This is a genomic window from Canibacter oris (genome assembly GCF_014197205.1).
GTDB classification, from domain to species: Bacteria; Actinomycetota; Actinomycetes; order Actinomycetales; family Microbacteriaceae; genus Canibacter; species Canibacter oris.
In genome coordinates, this window is record NZ_JACIFD010000005.1 from 16,966 (window position 1) to 35,326 (window position 18,361).

An 18,361-nucleotide genomic window follows, 5' to 3' on the forward strand; every position below is an offset into this window, starting at 1 on the left:
TACAGAATCGCTAAACTTTCCTTGATTTAAGCGGAAAATCTAGGTGGAGGAAAATTACAGATTTTCTCCTAAAATTGGTTTTTCGGGAGGGGGCGGGGTAATCCACCACCGCAGCCACGTTGCACAAAGCACTTTGCTGTACGGCGCCACCTCCCATCGCACCACCGCACCACCGCGCCGCCGCAGCCACGATCGCAACACTATAACTACGCGCAAAACCCCGCCGCAAAACAAACAAAAAAGCGGGGATCCACTCTCGTGAATCCCCGCCGTAACTTCCAGTGCTTGTGCGCTACCGCGTGCCGTCCTGCCGTTCCTGCCATCGCTGTTCCAGTTTCTCAGTCAGCGTTTGCTTCGCACGAGCTGTGCCGGCGGGGTGTGGGGTACCGCCGCTGACAGCAGCAGCTGCCTCTTGTATCACCGGAGTGGTTGCGTAAACCAAAGCCGCAACCATCACCACAAAGCCAACCACACCCAACACTGCAAATTGAGTCACCACACCCGCCAAAAGCAGAGCAACACCTAGCACACAGGCCACTACGCCCAGCACGATATTGCGTTTACTCAGACGCCTGACCGGAGCGGAAGTATTAACTAAGTCTGCCTCACTCGCGTAAAAGTTACGCTCCATCTCTGCAAGCAGCCGCCGTTCTTCATCTGACAGTGCCATTTTGTTCCTACTTTCAAGTGCTACGCCTAAAATCTATTATTCCTGACCTAGCTAAACAAATGCTGGCTAAAATATCAGTATGCAGCTTTCTTTGAGTCTCGCCGACCTTGTGCAACAGCGCATTGACGATTTTCTCGATGCCCAAACCGAGCGTTTGGCCCCGCTGGGCCCTGACTGCGACCACCTACTAGCTGCAACCCGAGACTTTCTGCGAGGCGGCAAAAGATTCCGCGCCCAGGCGGTGGCGCTCGGCTTTCAAGCCACTCGCTCGCTGAGCTTCGATGCTCCGCTAAGCGACGACGCCGGGCGCGTCGTGACCGCGGCCGCTGCGCTTGAATTATTTCACGCGGCTGCGCTAATCCACGATGATGTAATTGACCGCTCCGAGACCCGCCGTGGTCGCCCTGCCGCACACATCAGCTTCGCGAACTTGCATCGCGAGCGCGAGTGGGGCACGGATGCCAACCACTTCGGTATCGCCAGCGCGATTCTGCTGGGAGATTTGCTACAAACCTGGGCGGATTCGCTGCTGCAGGAGGCGGTAAACTACTCCACTCCGGCAGCCGGACGCCGCGTGCGAGCCCATTTTGACAGAATGCGTACCGAGGTTGCTTTCGGCCAGTATTTCGACGTACTTGAAGAACAGTATCCGACTTTTGCGGAGACCACCGAACAGCTTGAACGCGCTACCCGAGTGCTGCTGTACAAATCGGCGAAATACAGTGTCGAAGAGCCACTGTTGATTGGAGCAGCGCTCGCCGAGGCAACACCCGAAGTTGAAAAAGCGCTGTCTAACTACGGCATCCCGGTGGGTGTCGCCTTCCAGCTGCGCGATGATTTGATGGGGGTTTTCGGTGACAGCAAAGTTACCGGAAAACCCGCCGGCGGAGACTTAGCAGAGGGCAAGCGCACCGTATTGGTGACGCTCGCGCGAGAACAGCTGAGCGGCTCCGTGCGTGGAGTTTTTGACGATATTTTCGGATCAGGCGAACTTGACCCGGAGCAGTTGGAGATTTTGCGGCGCACCATCGTTGAGACCAAAGCACCACAAAAAGTAGAAGAGATGATTAACAAAAACATCTCGCTCGCCACTAAGCACGCCCGCAACACCGAGATTGCAGGTGGCGCAGTTGAGCAACTAATTGCTCTGGCCGAAAAGATGGCCTACCGCGAAGCCTAAAACCGCCTGCGCAGCTACCGCGCAGCACGCCCAGTAAAGCCGCGCGGGAACAAGCCCAGCGCTACGCGAGCAGCGCCGCAGCCGCCCGCACCGGGGCCTTGTGGTTCTTACGCAGCAGCGCGATCGGGGTATCACCAAGCTGTTCATTTTCGGCGAGCAGCCAGCCGACAGCTTCCTCCTCACTCAGCCCCGCATCCAGCAGCACAATCGCGGTGCCCTTAAGACCCACAACCGGCTCGCCGTCCTGCAAAAACACCTGCGGCACCCGCAGCACTCCGGCAACCCGTGTCGCCAACAGTACTCGTTCCTCTAGGAGACGACGCACTTTACCCGGGGTTAACCCCAAAATTTCCACGAGCTCCGGCACAGTGTAAGTTGCAGCAGTTTCCATAGTTATATGCTGCCAGATGTGGCTGGCAAAAACCAAGGTGCGGACTGATCCACCCCATAAAATTTAAAATAACTCTTTCGCAAATTTTCGCTGCTGCGCCAGGGCGATTTCAGCGAAGAAGCACTAAACTCTATAGAGTGAACTCACCAGGCAGAGACCTTTTTCTGGGGCGCACTTTAGACGGGCGCTACCGAGTCCGCGCGCGCATCGCCCGCGGCGGTATGGGCATGGTGTATCTCGCGGATGATCTGCGTTTAGGCCGCAAAGTTGCGGTAAAAGCAATGCACCCGCACCTGGTTGATGACGAAAATTTTGTGCGCCGGTTTGGCCAGGAAGCAAAGGCTGCGGCGGGGCTTAACGATCAAAACGTGGTCAACGTGTTTGACCAGGGCGAAGAGCTCGGCGTCCCCTACCTGGTAATGGAATATATCCAAGGCGAGACGTTACGCGACGTATTGAAACAACAAAAGCGGCTCACCGCGGCGCAGGCTATAGAAATCAGCGAGGCGGTTTTGAAGGGGCTGGCGGCGGCGCACCGCGCCGGCTATATTCACCGTGATTTGAAACCCGAAAATGTTTTCTTGGCTGACGACGGCCGCATCAAAATCGGTGATTTTGGGCTGGCGCGCACGGCTGACAACCACACCACCACCAGCCAGGGCTTGATGGGCACGGTTGCTTATGTCGCTCCGGAACTGGTCACGCGCGGCGCGGTTGCTGATGCCCGCAGCGACATCTATGCTTTCGGCGTGATGCTATACGAGATGCTGACCGGCACGCAGCCATTCCGTGCAGAGCAGCCTTACCAGGTGGCGATTATGCACACCCAAAAAGATGTGCCGCGGCCGTCAGATATTTCCCGGGAAGCAACACCGGAGCTTGACGAACTGGTCCGGTGGACAACTCTCCGCGACCCCGAAAAGCGCCCAAAAGACGCTGCTGTCGTGCTCGCCCGCCTCCACCAGCTGCTAGACGGCGGCCTCGATGCTGCTACCAAAGTGATGGCTCCGGGCGCGGGCGCGGCGACCACGAAGCTTCCTAGCACCACCGTTTTGCGCGGGGTGGATCACGCCGCCGCAACCACTCACCTCGCAACCACGACGGCGGCCGGGGCCGGTGTTGCCGGCGCGGGCACGCTCGGCGCTTCCGGCCCAGCAGCTGCCGCGGGTTTTAGCGGTGCCGGAGGCGTTGCCGGAGCTGGTTTCGCAGGCGGCAGCGGTGCCGCAGCCGCAGCTACGCCGCACGCAGCCGCGACAGAAACTAATCTTTCTGAAAACGCACTGGATAGAGCCCAGTATGCCGCCACGAAGCGTCACAAGCGAGGGCTTATCGCGGCCGCACTCATCACAGTTTTAACCCTTCTGGTGACGGGCGGAGCCTGGTGGTTTACGCAGGGCCCGGGCGCGCAGGTTGCAGTTCCAGATCTCACCGGCATGAGCCTGGAACAGGCGCAGCTGACACTCAGCGAAGCCGGGCTTGAGCCGCACCCGGAGCAGCGTGACTGCACCAGCCCGGATATTCCGGTGGGCGCGGTGGTGGAGTTTAAGCCTACTGCCGCGACCAGGGTCGAGCACGGCACCACAGTGCAGCTGTGCCTTTCAATCGGGCCAGCACAGCTGCCAGTCCCGGAGCTTGTCGGAGCTGACACTGAGACCGCTAAAACCCGCATCGCCACTGCCGGCTTCAGCTTCGGCAAGATTGTAGCGGAACGCTTTGATGCGGCCGAGCGCGGCACAGTTTTGGCTGCTCTCGACACCGATCACAATGTGCTCGGCGAAACCTATGCTGAGCGTGCGGCCATCAACCTGATCGTTTCTGCCGGGCCGCTGCCCGAGGTTTCCGGGTTGAACGCCGCTGATGTTGCGAGCGCTTTAAGCGCTGCGGGGTTGCGTCTTGACACCGCACTCAACGCGGAAGAGCACAGCGACACTGTACCCGTTGGCAAAGTGATTCGCTTGCAGCAGCAGAGCGAAACCCTGCAGGTGGGTGACGCGGTCGGTTTGGTGGTGTCACAAGGGCCGGAGTTGGTCACCCTGCCTAATCTAGAGGGTTTGCGCATGAATGAAGCCATCGCGCAGCTTGAAGAGCTGGGGCTCGTGGCAGAAACCGGGGTGCCCGGAGTGCTGCGTAACGCGGTGCGGGTCAATAGCATGTCCCCTGCCGCAGGTGAACAGGTGCCCAAAGGCTCCACCGTGAAGCTCGGCTTCGAACTCTAACCCACCGCCAAGAGCCCGCTTCAGGCAGCGACCTGCACCACCTGGTCAGCCGCCTCCAGAAAATCGGTATCATGTGTTGCCGCAATCACGATAGCACCAGCTTGCGCGGCAGCGCGCAGTAAGGCAACAATTTTTGCAGCGTTTTCTGCGTCTAGTGACGCGGTGGGTTCATCCACCAACAGCATCTGTGGTTGCTGCAACATAGCCCTGGCAAATGCAATACGCTGCTGTTGGCCGCCAGAGAGGCGATACAACGGCTCATCTATTTTGTCTGAGAGTTCCACCAGCTCCAAAATCTGCTGTATCGATTCCGCTCGCCGAGCCCGACTGAGTTTTTTCACACCCGGCACCAGCGTCAGATTTTCTCGCACCGTCCACTGCGCGATCAGTCCGAGCTGCTGCAAAATAAACGCAATATTGTGCCGGTACAGTCCCTGTTTCTGCCGCTGATTAAGGTCGTGCAACCTAATCTGCCCCCACAAAATCTCACCTGCATCGATTTCATCCAGCATTCCGATGCAGTTAAGCAGAGTGGTTTTGCCAGAGCCCGACGCTCCGCGCAGCGCGGTTAATTGCCCAGGCTCAGCAACAAAATTCAAATCTCGCCACAGGTGTAAACCACCGAAATTTTTTGTGGCGTTTATAACCTCCACTGCAGCGGTTGCCGGCACCACAAACTCATTTATCTTGATCATCATCATTTCCTCAAATCGTAAACTATTTGCCGCGTTGCTTTTTCATATGCGACTGCGGCGAAAGCACCAATTCCCGCAAATCCGGCGAACATTCCTGTCAGTAACAGATATTCATGGGGTGTGGATCCACCCGCCAAAGTTTTTGCCGCAACTATCACGAACGCTGCAGCCACCGCCAGCACTCCAAAGAGCACCGCCAAATTTTCCACTGTGCGATACCCCAGGAGGTGACGCAGGGTGATTATTTTCCGGTTCTGCAAAACATAGCAAACGCTGTAACACACCACCGCCAGGATTGATACCAATGTCAGCATCACCATCTGCTGATATCCCCTCGTGATTTCCTGTTCGGTTGCTAAAGCCGCGCCCTGGGCTTCCACTTGCGGCGAAGTGACTCGCAGCTCCATCTCTTGCAGCCCTGACTCGTTTATCGCCTGCTGCAGTTTCTCTGCGTCGCCGATAAATAAAAGGTTGCCGGTGGTAACTGCCGAAAGTAGGCTATCACCCGAGAAATAGTTCGTATCCGCAGCCACGATCACTGGGTTTTCAAAGCTGTATGCTCCGACCAGTGTGGTGTGAAAAATAGGCACTTCACCGGTTTCTTGGGGAGATAGCGTGATTGTTGGTGGGGCCACTGTCGCGCTACCTTCCAGCGCTATAAATTCAGCCTCAAACTGTAGCCTGCGGCTAACATAGTCGTGGATTTGCGCACTGTGCGATGCGAACATTTGCGGCACATACACCTTCACTTCACCACTTGTCGTGGTGGCAAGGTGCGGCTGACTCGCTAGCTGCGCATACTCCCCCGCGACCCAAATACAATTTAGCCCAGGAACGATCTGCTCGCATTCTGCATCTGGTTGCGAATAAAGCACCCCGATGTCGTATTTTGTTGCGTTCACCACCAGATTTTTAATGTTTTGAAGCTGCTCGGTAAGCTGCGTTTCGTTCAGATAAGGCACAAATAGAGAGTTGATGTTTTGTTTGCCGTCCCAAATTTTTTGAGCCCGCAAGATAGTACTCTGCGCAGCAATGTGCTGCGCCGTAACGAGGCTGGTGTGAGTCGCTAGTATGCCTGCAAACACAAACGTCACAAGTGCGATGTTACGCAAGGCTCGATATGGCCGACGGTCTTTTAATCTTTCTACTAGGCTGTATCTGCTAGACCACACAATCATTTGCGAGACAATCATCGTGGCAACAATCAGCAGATAAAAAACTAGGCTGAATAAACTCAAATCCAGATACTGTTTCCAAACGTAGGCGCTCCTGTCATAGCCATTGCAAATGACGTTTACTAGCACATAGGCACCGGTTGCTAAACATGCCAACACGAGTGCCGCAAACGCATTGCCGCCCACATCTTTTGCAATGCTTTTAATTTTATTAACGCCAAGAATCTCTCTGCAGGACACAACCTGCATTTGTTTGCTGTAAACAACCGTTGCGCAGAGCATAACTCCCAGCAACGACACCAGCGGCGGAACCGCAAACTTAGGGTTTTGCCACAGCGCTGTTACGAGGTTCAGCTGCGGTAATGCTTCTATAGAAAAGTTTTGCTGCCGCAGCTCAGCAAGAAAATCTTGATAGTTTGCTTTTTCCCCATAGAAAACCCAAATTCCGATGTCCCGCAAAGCTTCCTCGCTCTGCTTTATTGTGAATAAATTATCGCCGTATTTGTAGTCTTGATACTCTTGTGCGCTCGCAGCTTGCCCTGGAGCAAATACAACCTCTACCTCGGTGTAGTCTGCTTGCCGCACAAAATTCTTTTTCGCCCCAACTAAATTATGTTTGGTCGCTAGTGCAGTTACTTCTCCATAACTGTTTTCACCGCTGGCCGTGTCGATGACAGTCACGCTACCGACAGCACCAAACGGGGTATTTTGAGCCAAACTAGTGGACCCAAAATACCCCGTCTGCAGAGCAACAAACAAGCTAAATGCTGTGAACACCCAAAGCACTAGCTGAAATTTGCCACTTCGGAACATCTATAGACCTTCCGTGAATCAATAGACTCGGTAATATGCTTGGTCAGTTTTAAACCAACCAGTGCAGCCATCATATCGCGTAGCGTGTGACCAATGTCCTGGGCCAACATTCGGGCTTCGCGTTAGGCTGCCGTGACAATTCCGAACACTAGACCCATGGCTGCGCGTTGAATGATAATAATTAGACCAAATCGTTGAAGAATCAACTCCGTAATCCCATGTTCCGCCCTCGGCTGGGTAAGTTACTACTGCATTCGCCGCAGCAGCACCCGCGAAGACCAAACCAACGCTGACCAATACGGTTGGAATCATTTTCTTGTTCATAATATTCTCCTCTGAATATCATGTTTATCGGGTAACTTAGAAAATACCCCCCCCTAACATCATGTCAATAAGGAAAATAAAAATTTATATTTTCGTAATATTAGCTTCCGCTGCAGCCAGGGCGTTTATCCGAAAATATATAAGCATTCCCACCTACCGCTGGCGCAGCTCCTCGGCCACCTGGAAGGCAAGCTCCAGTGACTGCATGTGGTTCAGGCGTGGATCGCACAGTGACTCGTAACGCGTTGCGAGCGCCGCTTCGTCAATCTGCGCTGCCCCGCCGAGGCACTCGGTGACATCGTCACCGGTAAGCTCGACGTGAATACCGCCCGGCACAGTGCCAGCCGCGCGATGCGCTTCGAAGAAACCTTTAACCTCGTCCATCACGTCTTCAAAACGGCGGGTCTTATAGCCAGTGGAGCTGGTGATCCCGTTGCCGTGCATCGGGTCAGTAACCCATACCGGGCTAATGCCAGCGGCTTTTACACCCTCCAGCAGTGGCGGCAGCACCTCGCGGATCTTATTCGCCCCCATCCGGGTGATCAGCGTCAAACGGCCTGGTTCCCGCTCCGGGTCGAGTTTCTCAATCAGTGCCAGGGTGTCGGCCACGGTAGTTGTCGGCCCAAGCTTTACCCCAATCGGGTTAGCAACCTGTGACAGGTAATGTACGTGAGCCCCGTTGATATCGCGGGTGCGCTCGCCGATCCACAAAAAGTGTGCCGAAGTATCATACAGTTTGCCGGTGCGACTGTCGATGCGGGTCAGCGGCCGCTCGTAGTCTAGCAGCAGCGCCTCGTGGCCGACAAAGAAATCAGTGCGGCTCATCGCCGAAAAGTCAGCGCCGCAAGCGAGCATAAACTCCACCGCCCGATCGATTTCGCGAGTCAGCGCCCGGTACCGCTCGTTTGCTGGGTTCTCAGCGAAGCCCTTGTTCCACTCATGTACCTTGCGCAGGTCAGCAAAACCACCCTGGGTGAATGCCCGAATTAGGTTCAGGGTTGCGGTGGACACGTTGTAGCCTTGCATTAGGCGGTGCGGATCAGCCGCCCGCGTAGCGGCGGTGAAGTCGTAACCGTTTACGAGATCGCCGCGGTAGGCAGGCAGGGTCTGCCCGTCGCGGGTTTCTACATCGCTGGAGCGTGGCTTCGCGAACTGCCCGGCCATCCGCCCCATTTTCACGACTGGGGTGGAAGCGCCGTAGGTCAGCACCAGTGCCATCTGCAGCACGGTTTTTACCCGGTCTCGAATCTTATCTGCGGTGGCCCCGGCGAAGGTTTCTGCGCAATCACCGCCCTGCAGCAGGAAAGCTTCGCCACGCGCCACGGCAGCAAGTTTTTCTTTAAATTTGTCTGCCTCACCCGCAAACACCAGCGGTGGCTGCGCCGCGAGCTCACCGCGCACCTTGCCAAGCACCACAGCATCAGGCCAGTTTGGCTGCTGTTTCGCTTCCAGCTCCTGGTATTTGTCGAGCTCAGCGTACAGATTCTGCTGTTCAGCCATGTTCTTTAGCCTTCTGGGTCGGGGTTATCACTCTAACCGTCTATTTTACCCAATCGACCCTGTAAAAACACGGGTTATTCCGGCCACACTTGAGTCGCAACCAAACCGTAATTTGGGCACAACCTAACCGCAGTTCAGGCTTTTACCAGCTACGCGCGCTGCTCCTGCTTCGCCTCTTTTTCCAACCGTGCTTTCACCGTTGACGCGTAATTATCCACGTACTGCTGCTGACTGATTTTTTGAATCTCAAACATGATCTCGTCGGTGATGCTGCGCAACACAAAACGATCCGCAGCCATTTCCCGGAACCGCGAAAAATCGAGCGGCTCGCCGATAATGGTGCCGATACGGTGCAGCCGCGGGATCCGCGTTCCAATCGGATTAGCTTTATTGGTATCAACCATAATAGCCGGCACCACAACCGCGCCTGACTCCAGAATCAAGCGTGCAATACCGGTGCGGCCACGATACAGTTTGCCGTCTGGGCTACGGGTGCCTTCAGGGTAAATGCCGAGCACTTTGCCCTCGCCCAAAACCTTCAGTCCCGCCAGCAGCGACGCCTCGCTGGCTTTACCCCCAGAACGGTCAATCGGCAGCTGCCCCACGCCGAGCATAAAGTTACGCACAAACGCGCCCTTTAGGCCTTTGCCAGTGAAGTAGTCGCTTTTTGCGAGGAAGTAGACGCGCCGGTCAATCATCAGCGGCAGGAAGAAAGAGTCAATCACAGAGAGGTGGTTGCCCACAATAATTACCGGCCCCTGCGCAGGGATATTCTCAGCGCCCTCAACCCACGGCCGATAGATGGTTTTTAAGAGCGGCCCCAGCACGATGTGTTTGAGAATCCAGTACAGCAACTCAGCTTCCTTCCGACTTGCTTAACATTACCGCAAATATTCAGCTATTATACGTTTAACCCGATAAAGTGTTTCAGAGAACACATGTCAGCGTACCGTAGGAGCTACAGACTATGAAACAGACAAGCGTCCCGCCAGTGGTGGCTGCAAAACCAGATTACAACGTCACCGATCTGCTTGAGGAGCGTTTTAGCCTCACCCCAGATTTGGCGATTTTTGCGGTTCCTGCCGGTGACGGATGGCGTAATCTGACGGTTGCAGAGTTCCGTGCCGAGGTTATCGCTCTCGCGAAGGGTTTCATCGCGCAGGGTATTGAGCCGGGCGACCGGGTGGGCTTCATGTCCCGCACCCGCTACGAGTGGACTCTCGTCGACTTTGCTCTGTGGTACGCCGGCGCGGTAATGGTGCCAATCTACGAGACCAGCTCGGCTTTGCAGGTGCAGTGGATCCTCGAAGACGCGGGCGCCACAGCCTTCCTGTGCGAGCACTCTGAGCATTTTGCCCGGTTTGCAGAGGTGCATGACACCCTGCCGCTGATCACCAAACACTGGCGGATTGACGCGGGCGCACTTGACACTCTCAAAGCCGCTGGCGCGGAGATCAGCGATGATACTGTGATGCAGCGCCGCCAGCAGGCTACTGGTGAGGATCTCGCCACCCTGATTTACACCTCCGGGTCGTTCGGACGCCCAAAGGGCTGCTTCCTGACCCACTCCAATTTCGTGGAGCTGTCTCGCAACACCTTTGTCAGCCTCACCGAGATTTTCTCGCAGCCGGAGGCTGGCACCATTTTGTTCATTCCACTGGCGCACGTTTTTGCCCGCTTTATTTCGGTGCTGTGCGTCTACGGCGGAGTACGCGTCGGTCATGCAGAGCCAAGCAACCTGCTGCCGGCTTTTGAGTCTTTCCGCCCCACCTTCCTGCTCGCCGTGCCGCGAGTTTTCGAGAAGGTTTACAACGGTGCCGAGCAGAAGGCAGAGGGCGACGGCAAAGGCAAGATTTTCCGTGCCGCAGCCAAAACCGCAGTGCAATACTCTAAGGCTCTCGACAAAGGCAAGGTGCCGCTGCCTCTGATGCTGCGCTTCAAACTTTTCGACAAGCTGGTGTTCTCAAAGCTGCGCTCTCGCCTTGGTGGCCGCGTAAACTACGCAGTTTCCGGCTCCGCGCCGCTGAGCACCTACCTCGGCCACTTCTACCGCGCGCTCGGCATTAAGATTCTTGAGGGCTACGGCCTTACCGAAACTACTGCGCCGCTCAGCGTAAATATGCCGCAGAAGTTCAAGGTTGGAACTGTGGGTCCGGTGTTGCCGGGCACCAGCGTGCGCATCAGCGAAGAAGGCGAAATTTTGGTGAAAGGCGTGGGTGTCTTCAAGGGCTACTGGAAGAATGAGGAGCTCACCAAAGAGGTCTTCACCCCTGACGGCTATTTCCACACTGGCGACCTAGGCGAGCTAGACAGCGACGGCTACATCCGCATCACCGGCCGTAAAAAGGAAATCATTATCACCGCAGGCGGTAAGAATGTGGCACCTGCCGTTTTGGAAGACCCAATCCGGGCAAACACCATTATCGGCTACCCGGTTGTGGTCGGCGAAAAGCGACCGTTTATTGCAGCGCTGATTACTCTCGACCCGGAAATGTTGCCGACCTGGCTGCAGAACAACGGCGAAGATCCGAATATGTCACTCGCCGAAGCAGCTAAAAACCCGAAGGTCATCGCCGAGGTGCAGCGTTCTGTTGATGAGGCTAACGCTTTCGTGTCCCGTGCCGAGTCGATCCGCAAATTCACGATTCTGCCGGTGGAGTTTACCGAGGCTGCGGGGCATCTGACTCCGAAAATGAGCATCAAACGCGCAAACATTTTGAAAGATTTCAGCGCGGAGATTGGCGAAATTTACGGCGACTAAAACCGCTGTTTTGCTCAAGGCTGGGTGGCTAAATCGATACTGTTTAACCACCCAGCCTTTTTGCTGTGCACCAGGCATCCTAACAGTAGGTTAAAACCAGCCGGACTCGCGGATTTGTCGCATCGCGGATTTACGGCTGCCAGGATCCAACCGTTGCAAATACAGTTTGCCTTCCAGATGGTCACACTCGTGCTGCAGCGCCTGCGCCAGCAAACCCGTGCCGTCGAGCACCACTGGTTCACCCGCGAGGTTGATTCCAGTAACCCTCGCGCGTGGATAGCGCGGCACTTGAAACCACAACTCAGGCACTGAGAGGCACCCCTCACCAACCAGCTCAGGCTCGCCAAAAACCTCCAGCTGCGGGTTTAAGACGTAGCTCACCTCGCCGTCGATGTGCAGGCTAAACGCCCGCAGCGTGTTGCCAATTTGCGTTGAGGCGAGTCCCGCGCGGCCCTCAAAAGCAACCGTGTCAAGCAGGTCTTTGACGTGCGCCGCAACGCCCGGCGTAATTTCGGTAATCGTTTCGCATACGGTGCGCAACACCGGATCCCCAAATAACCTAATCTGTCGCACTGTCATGCTGCTCACCTCCGCTTAATTGTTTCTTCAGCCAGCTTACTGATAAATCACACCAATTTTTTCAGCATTGCCACCGCAACCCGCTAAAATTATATGTGTGAAGGTACTAAGCATCAGTTCTCTAAAAGGCGGCGTCGGCAAAACCACTGTGACGCTCGGTTTAGCATCGGCAGCTTTCTCGCGCGGGCTACGCACCCTAGTTGTTGATTTAGACCCGCAGTCAGACGCTTCAACCGGTTTAGATGTTGATCCTAACGGTAAAGCCAACATCGCAGATGTCTTAGGTGATCCGAAGCGCGTCACTGATGCAATTTGCCAGAGCGGCTGGGTTAATCACCACGAGGGAAAGATTGATTTGCTGCTCGGCAGCCCTTCAGCGATTAACTTTGATGGCCCGCACCCTTCGATTCGTGAGATTTGGAAGCTCGAAGAAGCTCTCGCTCACATCGAAAAAGACTATGACCTGGTGCTGATTGACTGCCCACCATCGTTAAATGCCCTCACTCGCACCGCGTGGGCTGCCAGTGACCGGGTGCTGATTGTCACCGAACCTGGGCTTTTCGCTGTTGCTGCGGCGGATCGCGCCCTCCGCGCAATTGATGAACTGCGCGCGGCGGTGAGCGAGCGCCTCAGCCCACTCGGTATTGTGATTAACCGTTCGCGCCCACAGTCTTCCGAGCATCAGTTCCGGATTCGGGAGATGCGGGAGCTGTTTGGAGAACTGGTGCTTGATCCGATCCTTGCAGAGCGCACTTCGATTCAGCAGGCTCAGGGCTCTGCAAAGCCGGTGCATATGTGGCCGGGTGAAGCCTCCCAGCGCACCGCGGCGAAGTTTGATGCGCTGCTCGATCAAGCCGCGAAAGCACTTGAGATTGAAATCGCGCCGGCGCCTGCTGTGCCAGAAGAGTGGCTGGTGGAAACCCTCGACAACGAATAGACTAAAACCGCAATTAACTGCGCAATTTGACACAGTTTAGAGAGGCGGGGGTGTTTATCACCATATAGGTTGATAAACACCCCCGCCTCTCTTTCCCGGCTACAATCGCGCTACCTGACACAAAGCAGCCTGCACAACTAACATTGTTAGGAAATACAGCTGCTGCCCCGTTAGCTTGCACGTCGAGCGCGCTTATGCGCCGCAATCTCATCGATTGGAGCCGGAGCTACCGCAGCTGCGGTGCGATGCTCTTCAAAGTCAACAAGGGTGCTTTCCACCTCATGCAGCACCTTACCAACGGCGATGCCGAACACACCTTGGCCTTTGTTCAAAAGGTCAATAACCTCATCGTTCGAGGAACACAGATACACACCGGCACCATCGCTCATAAGAGTAGTCTGTGCTAAATCATTAACTCCGGCTTCGTGCAGCTGCTCAACCGCGGTGCGAATCTGCTGCAGGCTGATACCCACATCAATGAGGCGCTTAATAAGCTTCAGCACCAAAATGTCGCGGAACCCATAGAGTCGCTGCGATCCGGAACCAGCAGCCGAACGCACCGTTGGTTCCACCAGCCCGGTCCGAGCCCAGTAATCTAGCTGCCGATAGGTAATGCCTGCGGCGTTAGCGGCAATCTTTCCAGTGAAACCACCGTCACGGTTAGGCTGCGGCAAACCGTCTGAAAACAGCATATTGTCTTTTTCTGAGCCCACACCAGTAGTTTTATCTACCACCGCAACCCCTTCTAAATCTAAACTTAAACCTTAACTTTAAGGTTTGCTGTTTACTATCTTGCACCCTGGAGCACCATAGTCGCTACTCAACACGGCGCTTTGGCGATTTCCCTTATCACAAAACGCTAACGAAACGACCTCATTGCACACTCGCCTCCCGGCAGTTTAATTTCCTCGCTGTAGTCGCTGCCGCACTACCCCGGCACGAACCGCTTCCAGCAATTCCGCCATCACTAGTGCTTCTTCGTAGTTCTCTGGGGCTTGCTGTTTACCGGTAACCGCGATAACCGTCTGCTGAATCAACTCGGCTTCTTTTTCGGCAGCCAGACGCACACCACGCAAATGTCGTGGAGTTAGTCCGCGCTGTGCCAACTTAGCCAGCGCCGTCACTTGCAGTGCCGCGTCCGCAGGGAAAACTTCTGCGCTCGGCAACAGCCCCACACTAATCGCAGCAGCTAGCAGCCCCGGTTTAATCCCGGTGGCGCGCAGTAACTCGTCACGAGTCAAAACCTGCCTCGGCGTTAATATACTTGAAAAACTGCGTTGCGCAGTTCCAGGAATAACCGGGTCTTTACCGGCATCAACCTCTTCTAGCACCTCAGAGATTTTTTTCAGCGGCAGATAGTGATCACGCTGCAGGGTGAGAATCAACCGCAGCCGCTCCACATGCTCCTGTTTAAACTTGCGGTAGCCACTGCTGGTTCTCTCAGGAGTAATCAGCCCCTGATCTTCCAAGAACCGCAGCTTTGACGGCGTGAGATCCTGAAATTCACCGCTAAGCTGCTCCAATACCTGACCGATGCTGTATCGCGCGGCCGGCTGTAACTTTTTTACTGCTGCCGCCATCGCTTACACCACCTCAGGCAAATCAAATCTCGAGGCGAAGAAAGTGAATCGGTATTTCCCGATCTGTACCTCCGCGCCATCAGACAACTCTGCTACCGCCTCGATGCGCTCATTGTTGCAGTAAGTGCCGTTTAGAGACCCGAGATCCACAACAGTAAACTTTGTGCCCTCACGCCGGAACTCCGCATGGCGCCGCGACACTGTCACGTCGTCAAGGAAAATATCTACAGCGGGGTGCCGCCCCGCCACAGCCAAATCAGTGTCAAGCAAGAATCGCGCGCCCTCGCTTGGGCCTCGGCGCACCACCAGCAGAGCAGCCCCAGATGGCAATGCTGCAACCGCTTCGGCCTCTGCAATTGTCAAATCGGTTGCGTGCGCGCGAATCATCGCGCTCAGATCAGCCTGAAACTGCTCTGTTGCGCGAACCTCGGTGTTCTGTTCTGCACCAGATGCGTGATTATCGCTCACTTGCCACCTCTTTCACAAAAACTTCTGTTGTCTACGCTACCGCAGTTTAGCTGGAAACGCACATTTAATTTCTCGGCTGCGCGCCGCGCGGCAACGAAGCGCTCTCTTCTGCAGAAAGCTCTGTTCGATACGGGTCAACAACTTCCCTGTTGGCGCTCTGAATCACCGCGTCAAGCTCATCCAATGCCAGACCTGCGCGATCGATTTGTCCAGCACGGTAAGCTGCCCGACCCGCCATATGGGCTGACACCGGCGCGGTCAATGATTGCAAAATAAACACCGGCAAAAGCGCGAACAGAGTCATCAGTGTGCGCTGCTCTAACGCAACCGCGGCAATAATCAGCAGCAGTCCGAAAATTTGTGGCTTGGTTGCGGCGTGCAAACGGGCAAGTGGATCGCGGAACCGCAGCAACCCCACTCCAGCCGACAGCGAGAGCAGTGCAGCACCCAGGACGCAGCACACGACCGCAATCTCGATTAGCAAGTCCCAATTCATACCTGCTCCTTTCGGCCAGCCGCATCCACGGCACCAGCGGCTCCGCTTGCCGCAGAGCCAAGACCACCCGCAAAATTCGCGTCTCCGGAGCCGTCCGCAGCGGCAGGTTTGTCAGCAGACTCTGTCCGAGCTCCCTGCATATCAATCATCCCGGCAATGTTGTTCGCCATCTGCTGTAATTTATCGTTTTGCCCATCAGCTTTGCGGCGCACATACCGTGCCACGGTAATCGTTGCCAAAGCTGCAGTAGCTGAGACCCCAATCATTACCGGAACGGAATTGGTGTGTTTATTAATCACCATTTCTAAGCCCAAAACCAGCACAATAGTGGTTAGCAGCACATCAGACGCGATCATCCGGTCAAGCACGGTAGGCCCCAGCAGCGCACGCAACAGGGCAAGAAAAGCGGCAGCTGCCAGCAGCCCTCCACCACCCCACAGAATTAAGATTTCACTTATCGCCAAGACACTCCTCCAGTTCTGCCCTGGTGCCGATTGCCGCCACCAACAGCCGTTCAATACGCAGCGCGTCCCGGCGCAGCGCCTGCTGCTCTTTCGCAGTTGGTGCGTGCAAAGCGTGCACATAAATCACCGAACCGAAGCGGTCGATATCGGCGATTAGCGACCCCGGAATTAGCGACAGCGTCAGACTTGTCATGGTCAAAATAAAGTCTGAGTGAGTGTGCAGCTGCACCGCAACAACCGCCGGCTGCGCCTTCTTCCACGGGTTAATCGCAAGCCATGCAACCTGCAGCGAACCAAGCATTAGCTCAAACAAGAAGAACAGCAGGTACTTTAACGCCGCAAGGGGATTAAATCGCCCAGCTAGCTCCACCGGAGGCAAAAAGAATATTCGGGTTACCGCGAATGCCACCAGCAGTCCACTCAGAAAACTCAGCGGTGAAATCTCCTGCCACAGCATCATCCACAGTGCTACCAGCCAGATCAGCAGCGGCAACTCGTACAGCCGCAGTGTTCCTTTCAGCTGTTTACTCATGGCGCCTCCTGCGATTTTGTTGGTTCCTGATACCAGGATATTTGTTGGGTTGGATCAACGAGCGCCGCCCCCGCCCCCGTCGCGTAACGCACCAGCGGACCCGCAAAAATCGTCAGCAGCACGCTTACCGCGACCATGCCGATTGTGGCTCCCATCATCAAACGAGGTATTTCCCGCGAGGCCTGCTGCGGCGCCACGTTTGGTGCAGCCACCAGGTTGTCAAGAATTTTTGTCGCTGCTGTTTTACTGTTGATAGCAGCTTTCGGACGCCAGAACGCGATGCTCCATACCCGCACCAGCACGTACAGGGTGAGCAGCGAGGTGAGCGTTCCGATACCAACCACTGCGTAGTGCAGTGGTTGCCCCTCGTGCAGCGCGGCAGTGAATAGCCCGATTTTTCCGAGGAATCCAGAGAACGGCGGAATACCCCCGAGGTTCAGCATCGTGATGAAGGCAAGCACTGCGAGCAGCGGTCGGCTACGCAACAAGCCGCCGAGTTTGTCGAGGCTGGTGGTGCCACCGAAGCGCTCAATCATCCCCACTACCAAGAACATAGCTGTCTGCACAACAATGTGGTGCACTATGTAGTAAACCGTTGCGGTGAAGCCTAGCTCAGTATTGATTGCTACGCCAAACAACAGGTAACCAATGTGACTCACCAGAGTGAAAGAGAGAATACGTTTAATGTCCCGCTGGGAAATTGCGCCGAGAATACCGATTATCAGGGTAAGACCCGCAATCACCATTAGCACACTGTTAATGTCGCTGCTGACGAAAACTAGGGTTTGGGTGCGCAAAATAGCGTAAATACCAACTTTGGTCAGCAACCCCGCAAAAACCGCAGTGACCGGCGCGGGAGCTGTGGGGTAAGAGTCTGGGAGCCAGAACGACAGCGGGAAAATCGCGGCTTTGATGCCAAACGCAATCAGCAACAATAGGTTTAGCACGAGTTGGACGCGTGGATCCAGCTCCGCAATCCTGCCGGCGAGCTGCGCCATACTGACGGTGCCGGTTGCCGCGTAAATCGTCCCGATCGCTGTAAGAAACAGCACAGATGAGACCAGCGACACCACGATATAGGTGACACCAGCGCGGATCCGCTGCTCCGTACCCCCCATGGTGAGTAGCACATAGCTCGCTACCAGCAAGATCTCGAAGGCAACGTAAAGGTTAAACAGGTCATTGGCGACGAAGGCGTCAAAAACACCGGCTCCGAGTACCAAATATGACGGGTAGAAGATTGAGACCGGTGCTTCCTGGTCGCCGTCTGCAAGACCCTGGCCGACACTGAATACCAGCACTGCGAGCAATACCAACGCCGAAACTGTGACCAGCAACGCGGAAAGACTGTCTGCCAATAGCACGATTCCATAAGGCGCTTCCCAACCGCCGACAGCCACCGCGATTGGACCGTGGGCAGCAACGTACACCATGGTGATGGCACCTATTACCGCCACCGCAATCAGCGCACCAAAAGTGATATATCCCTGCAATCGCCGCTTGCCGGCTACAGTCAGGGCGAGGGCCGCACCAAGCAGCGGCACTATCACCAGCAATGGCACAATACTCTGCATCAGCTG

General features: G+C 55.6%; 19 protein-coding genes. 4 read left to right on the forward strand and 15 right to left on the reverse strand.

Translation table 11 applies throughout. The features are described 5' to 3' along the window. Window positions 1-292: 292 nt before the first annotated feature. Window positions 293-670 (reverse strand): DUF3040 domain-containing protein, encoded by a 378-nt coding sequence (locus F5897_RS02995; protein WP_183304417.1) that lies wholly within the window; start codon window positions 668-670, stop codon window positions 293-295. Window positions 671-749: 79 nt separating this feature from the next. On the opposite strand from F5897_RS02995, the gene F5897_RS03000 reads away from it, so the two are divergent. After that, window positions 750-1,850 (forward strand): polyprenyl synthetase family protein, encoded by a 1,101-nt coding sequence (locus F5897_RS03000; RefSeq protein ID WP_183304418.1) that lies wholly within the window; start codon window positions 750-752, stop codon window positions 1,848-1,850. Window positions 1,851-1,911: 61 nt separating this feature from the next. On the opposite strand, the gene F5897_RS03005 is transcribed toward F5897_RS03000, so the two are convergent. Next, window positions 1,912-2,241, reverse strand: coding sequence for an Rv2175c family DNA-binding protein (locus F5897_RS03005; RefSeq protein ID WP_124823834.1), 330 nt, complete (start codon window positions 2,239-2,241; stop codon window positions 1,912-1,914). A 137-nt stretch (window positions 2,242-2,378) separates the two neighbouring features. On the opposite strand from F5897_RS03005, the gene pknB reads away from it, so the two are divergent. Next, window positions 2,379-4,457 carry a Stk1 family PASTA domain-containing Ser/Thr kinase gene (gene pknB / locus F5897_RS03010; RefSeq protein WP_183304419.1) on the forward strand — a complete coding sequence of 693 codons (2,079 nt, stop codon included), beginning with the start codon at window positions 2,379-2,381 and terminating at the stop codon, window positions 4,455-4,457. A gap of 20 nt (window positions 4,458-4,477) precedes the next feature. Here the strand turns inward: pknB and F5897_RS03015 are convergent, their stop codons facing one another. The 5 genes from F5897_RS03015 to F5897_RS03035 all read right to left on the reverse strand — a co-directional run bounded on the left by F5897_RS03015 (window position 4,478) and on the right by F5897_RS03035 (window position 9,818). Beyond that, window positions 4,478-5,152, reverse strand: coding sequence for an ABC transporter ATP-binding protein (locus F5897_RS03015; protein ID WP_183304420.1), 675 nt, complete (start codon window positions 5,150-5,152; stop codon window positions 4,478-4,480). Between the two features lie 2 nt (window positions 5,153-5,154). Then, complete coding sequence (locus tag F5897_RS03020; protein WP_183304421.1) at window positions 5,155-6,912, reverse strand: hypothetical protein; 1,758 nt, start codon at window positions 6,910-6,912, stop codon at window positions 5,155-5,157. Between the two features lie 246 nt (window positions 6,913-7,158). Continuing rightward, on the reverse strand, window positions 7,159-7,464 hold the full coding sequence (locus tag F5897_RS07995) for a lactococcin 972 family bacteriocin (RefSeq protein ID WP_183304422.1): 306 nt from the start codon (window positions 7,462-7,464) through the stop codon (window positions 7,159-7,161). Window positions 7,465-7,617: 153 nt separating this feature from the next. Beyond that, complete coding sequence (locus F5897_RS03030) at window positions 7,618-8,964, reverse strand: class II 3-deoxy-7-phosphoheptulonate synthase (RefSeq protein WP_183304423.1); 1,347 nt, start codon at window positions 8,962-8,964, stop codon at window positions 7,618-7,620. 149 nt (window positions 8,965-9,113) lie between these two features. After that, on the reverse strand, window positions 9,114-9,818 hold the full coding sequence (locus tag F5897_RS03035; protein WP_124823828.1) for a lysophospholipid acyltransferase family protein: 705 nt from the start codon (window positions 9,816-9,818) through the stop codon (window positions 9,114-9,116). 113 nt (window positions 9,819-9,931) lie between these two features. Here F5897_RS03035 and F5897_RS03040 point away from each other — a divergent pair, with 113 nt between their 5' ends. After that, window positions 9,932-11,725: an AMP-dependent synthetase/ligase gene (locus F5897_RS03040; RefSeq protein ID WP_183304424.1), complete on the forward strand. Its 1,794-nt coding sequence runs from the start codon at window positions 9,932-9,934 to the stop codon at window positions 11,723-11,725. A 90-nt stretch (window positions 11,726-11,815) separates the two neighbouring features. Here the strand turns inward: F5897_RS03040 and F5897_RS03045 are convergent, their stop codons facing one another. Beyond that, a complete protein-coding gene (locus F5897_RS03045; protein WP_183304425.1) occupies window positions 11,816-12,304 on the reverse strand; it encodes a peptide deformylase in 489 nt (162 codons plus the stop codon). Window positions 12,305-12,401: 97 nt separating this feature from the next. Here F5897_RS03045 and F5897_RS03050 point away from each other — a divergent pair, with 97 nt between their 5' ends. After that, window positions 12,402-13,241, forward strand: a complete 840-nt coding sequence (locus F5897_RS03050) for a ParA family protein (RefSeq protein WP_124823825.1) — start codon at window positions 12,402-12,404, stop codon at window positions 13,239-13,241. Window positions 13,242-13,411: 170 nt separating this feature from the next. Here the strand turns inward: F5897_RS03050 and F5897_RS03055 are convergent, their stop codons facing one another. From F5897_RS03055 to F5897_RS03085, 7 genes are all read right to left on the reverse strand, one after another. After that, window positions 13,412-13,933, reverse strand: a complete 522-nt coding sequence (locus F5897_RS03055; protein WP_183304469.1) for a MerR family transcriptional regulator — start codon at window positions 13,931-13,933, stop codon at window positions 13,412-13,414. A 207-nt stretch (window positions 13,934-14,140) separates the two neighbouring features. Next, a complete protein-coding gene (ftsR, locus tag F5897_RS03060) occupies window positions 14,141-14,821 on the reverse strand; it encodes a transcriptional regulator FtsR (RefSeq protein WP_183304426.1) in 681 nt (226 codons plus the stop codon). A 3-nt stretch (window positions 14,822-14,824) separates the two neighbouring features. After that, window positions 14,825-15,289, reverse strand: a complete 465-nt coding sequence (locus F5897_RS03065) for an FHA domain-containing protein (protein WP_343048772.1) — start codon at window positions 15,287-15,289, stop codon at window positions 14,825-14,827. A gap of 64 nt (window positions 15,290-15,353) precedes the next feature. Further along, window positions 15,354-15,785 (reverse strand): monovalent cation/H(+) antiporter subunit G, encoded by a 432-nt coding sequence (mnhG, locus tag F5897_RS03070; RefSeq protein WP_183304427.1) that lies wholly within the window; start codon window positions 15,783-15,785, stop codon window positions 15,354-15,356. Then, window positions 15,782-16,249, reverse strand: a complete 468-nt coding sequence (locus F5897_RS03075; RefSeq protein WP_183304475.1) for an MrpF/PhaF family protein — start codon at window positions 16,247-16,249, stop codon at window positions 15,782-15,784. The genes mnhG and F5897_RS03075 overlap by 4 nt, the downstream gene beginning before the upstream one ends. Continuing rightward, the gene (locus F5897_RS03080) at window positions 16,236-16,781 is read right to left on the reverse strand and encodes a Na+/H+ antiporter subunit E (protein ID WP_124823821.1); all 546 of its coding nucleotides are present in this window, start codon (window positions 16,779-16,781) and stop codon (window positions 16,236-16,238) included. The genes F5897_RS03075 and F5897_RS03080 overlap by 14 nt, the downstream gene beginning before the upstream one ends. Further along, on the reverse strand, window positions 16,778-18,355 hold the full coding sequence (locus tag F5897_RS03085; protein ID WP_124824550.1) for a Na+/H+ antiporter subunit D: 1,578 nt from the start codon (window positions 18,353-18,355) through the stop codon (window positions 16,778-16,780). The genes F5897_RS03080 and F5897_RS03085 overlap by 4 nt, the downstream gene beginning before the upstream one ends. Window positions 18,356-18,361: the final 6 nt, after the last annotated feature.

Bases quoted from the DNA above. Each gene is read 5' to 3' on its own strand.
- F5897_RS02995 (WP_183304417.1), bottom strand. From the start codon at position 670: ATGGCACTGTCAGATGAAGAACGGCGGCTGCTTGCAGAGATGGAGCGT.
- F5897_RS03000 (WP_183304418.1), top strand. From the start codon at position 750: ATGCAGCTTTCTTTGAGTCTCGCCGACCTTGTGCAACAGCGCATTGAC.
- F5897_RS03005 (WP_124823834.1), bottom strand. From the start codon at position 2,241: ATGGAAACTGCTGCAACTTACACTGTGCCGGAGCTCGTGGAAATTTTG.
- F5897_RS03015 (WP_183304420.1), bottom strand. From the start codon at position 5,152: ATGATCAAGATAAATGAGTTTGTGGTGCCGGCAACCGCTGCAGTGGAG.
- F5897_RS07995 (WP_183304422.1), bottom strand. From the start codon at position 7,464: ATGAACAAGAAAATGATTCCAACCGTATTGGTCAGCGTTGGTTTGGTC.
- F5897_RS03030 (WP_183304423.1), bottom strand. From the start codon at position 8,964: ATGGCTGAACAGCAGAATCTGTACGCTGAGCTCGACAAATACCAGGAG.
- F5897_RS03040 (WP_183304424.1), top strand. From the start codon at position 9,932: ATGAAACAGACAAGCGTCCCGCCAGTGGTGGCTGCAAAACCAGATTAC.
- F5897_RS03045 (WP_183304425.1), bottom strand. From the start codon at position 12,304: ATGACAGTGCGACAGATTAGGTTATTTGGGGATCCGGTGTTGCGCACC.
- F5897_RS03055 (WP_183304469.1), bottom strand. From the start codon at position 13,933: ATGCTGTTTTCAGACGGTTTGCCGCAGCCTAACCGTGACGGTGGTTTC.
- ftsR (WP_183304426.1), bottom strand. From the start codon at position 14,821: ATGGCGGCAGCAGTAAAAAAGTTACAGCCGGCCGCGCGATACAGCATC.
- mnhG (WP_183304427.1), bottom strand. From the start codon at position 15,785: ATGAATTGGGACTTGCTAATCGAGATTGCGGTCGTGTGCTGCGTCCTG.
- F5897_RS03080 (WP_124823821.1), bottom strand. From the start codon at position 16,781: ATGAGTAAACAGCTGAAAGGAACACTGCGGCTGTACGAGTTGCCGCTG.
- F5897_RS03085 (WP_124824550.1), bottom strand. From the start codon at position 18,355: ATGCAGAGTATTGTGCCATTGCTGGTGATAGTGCCGCTGCTTGGTGCG.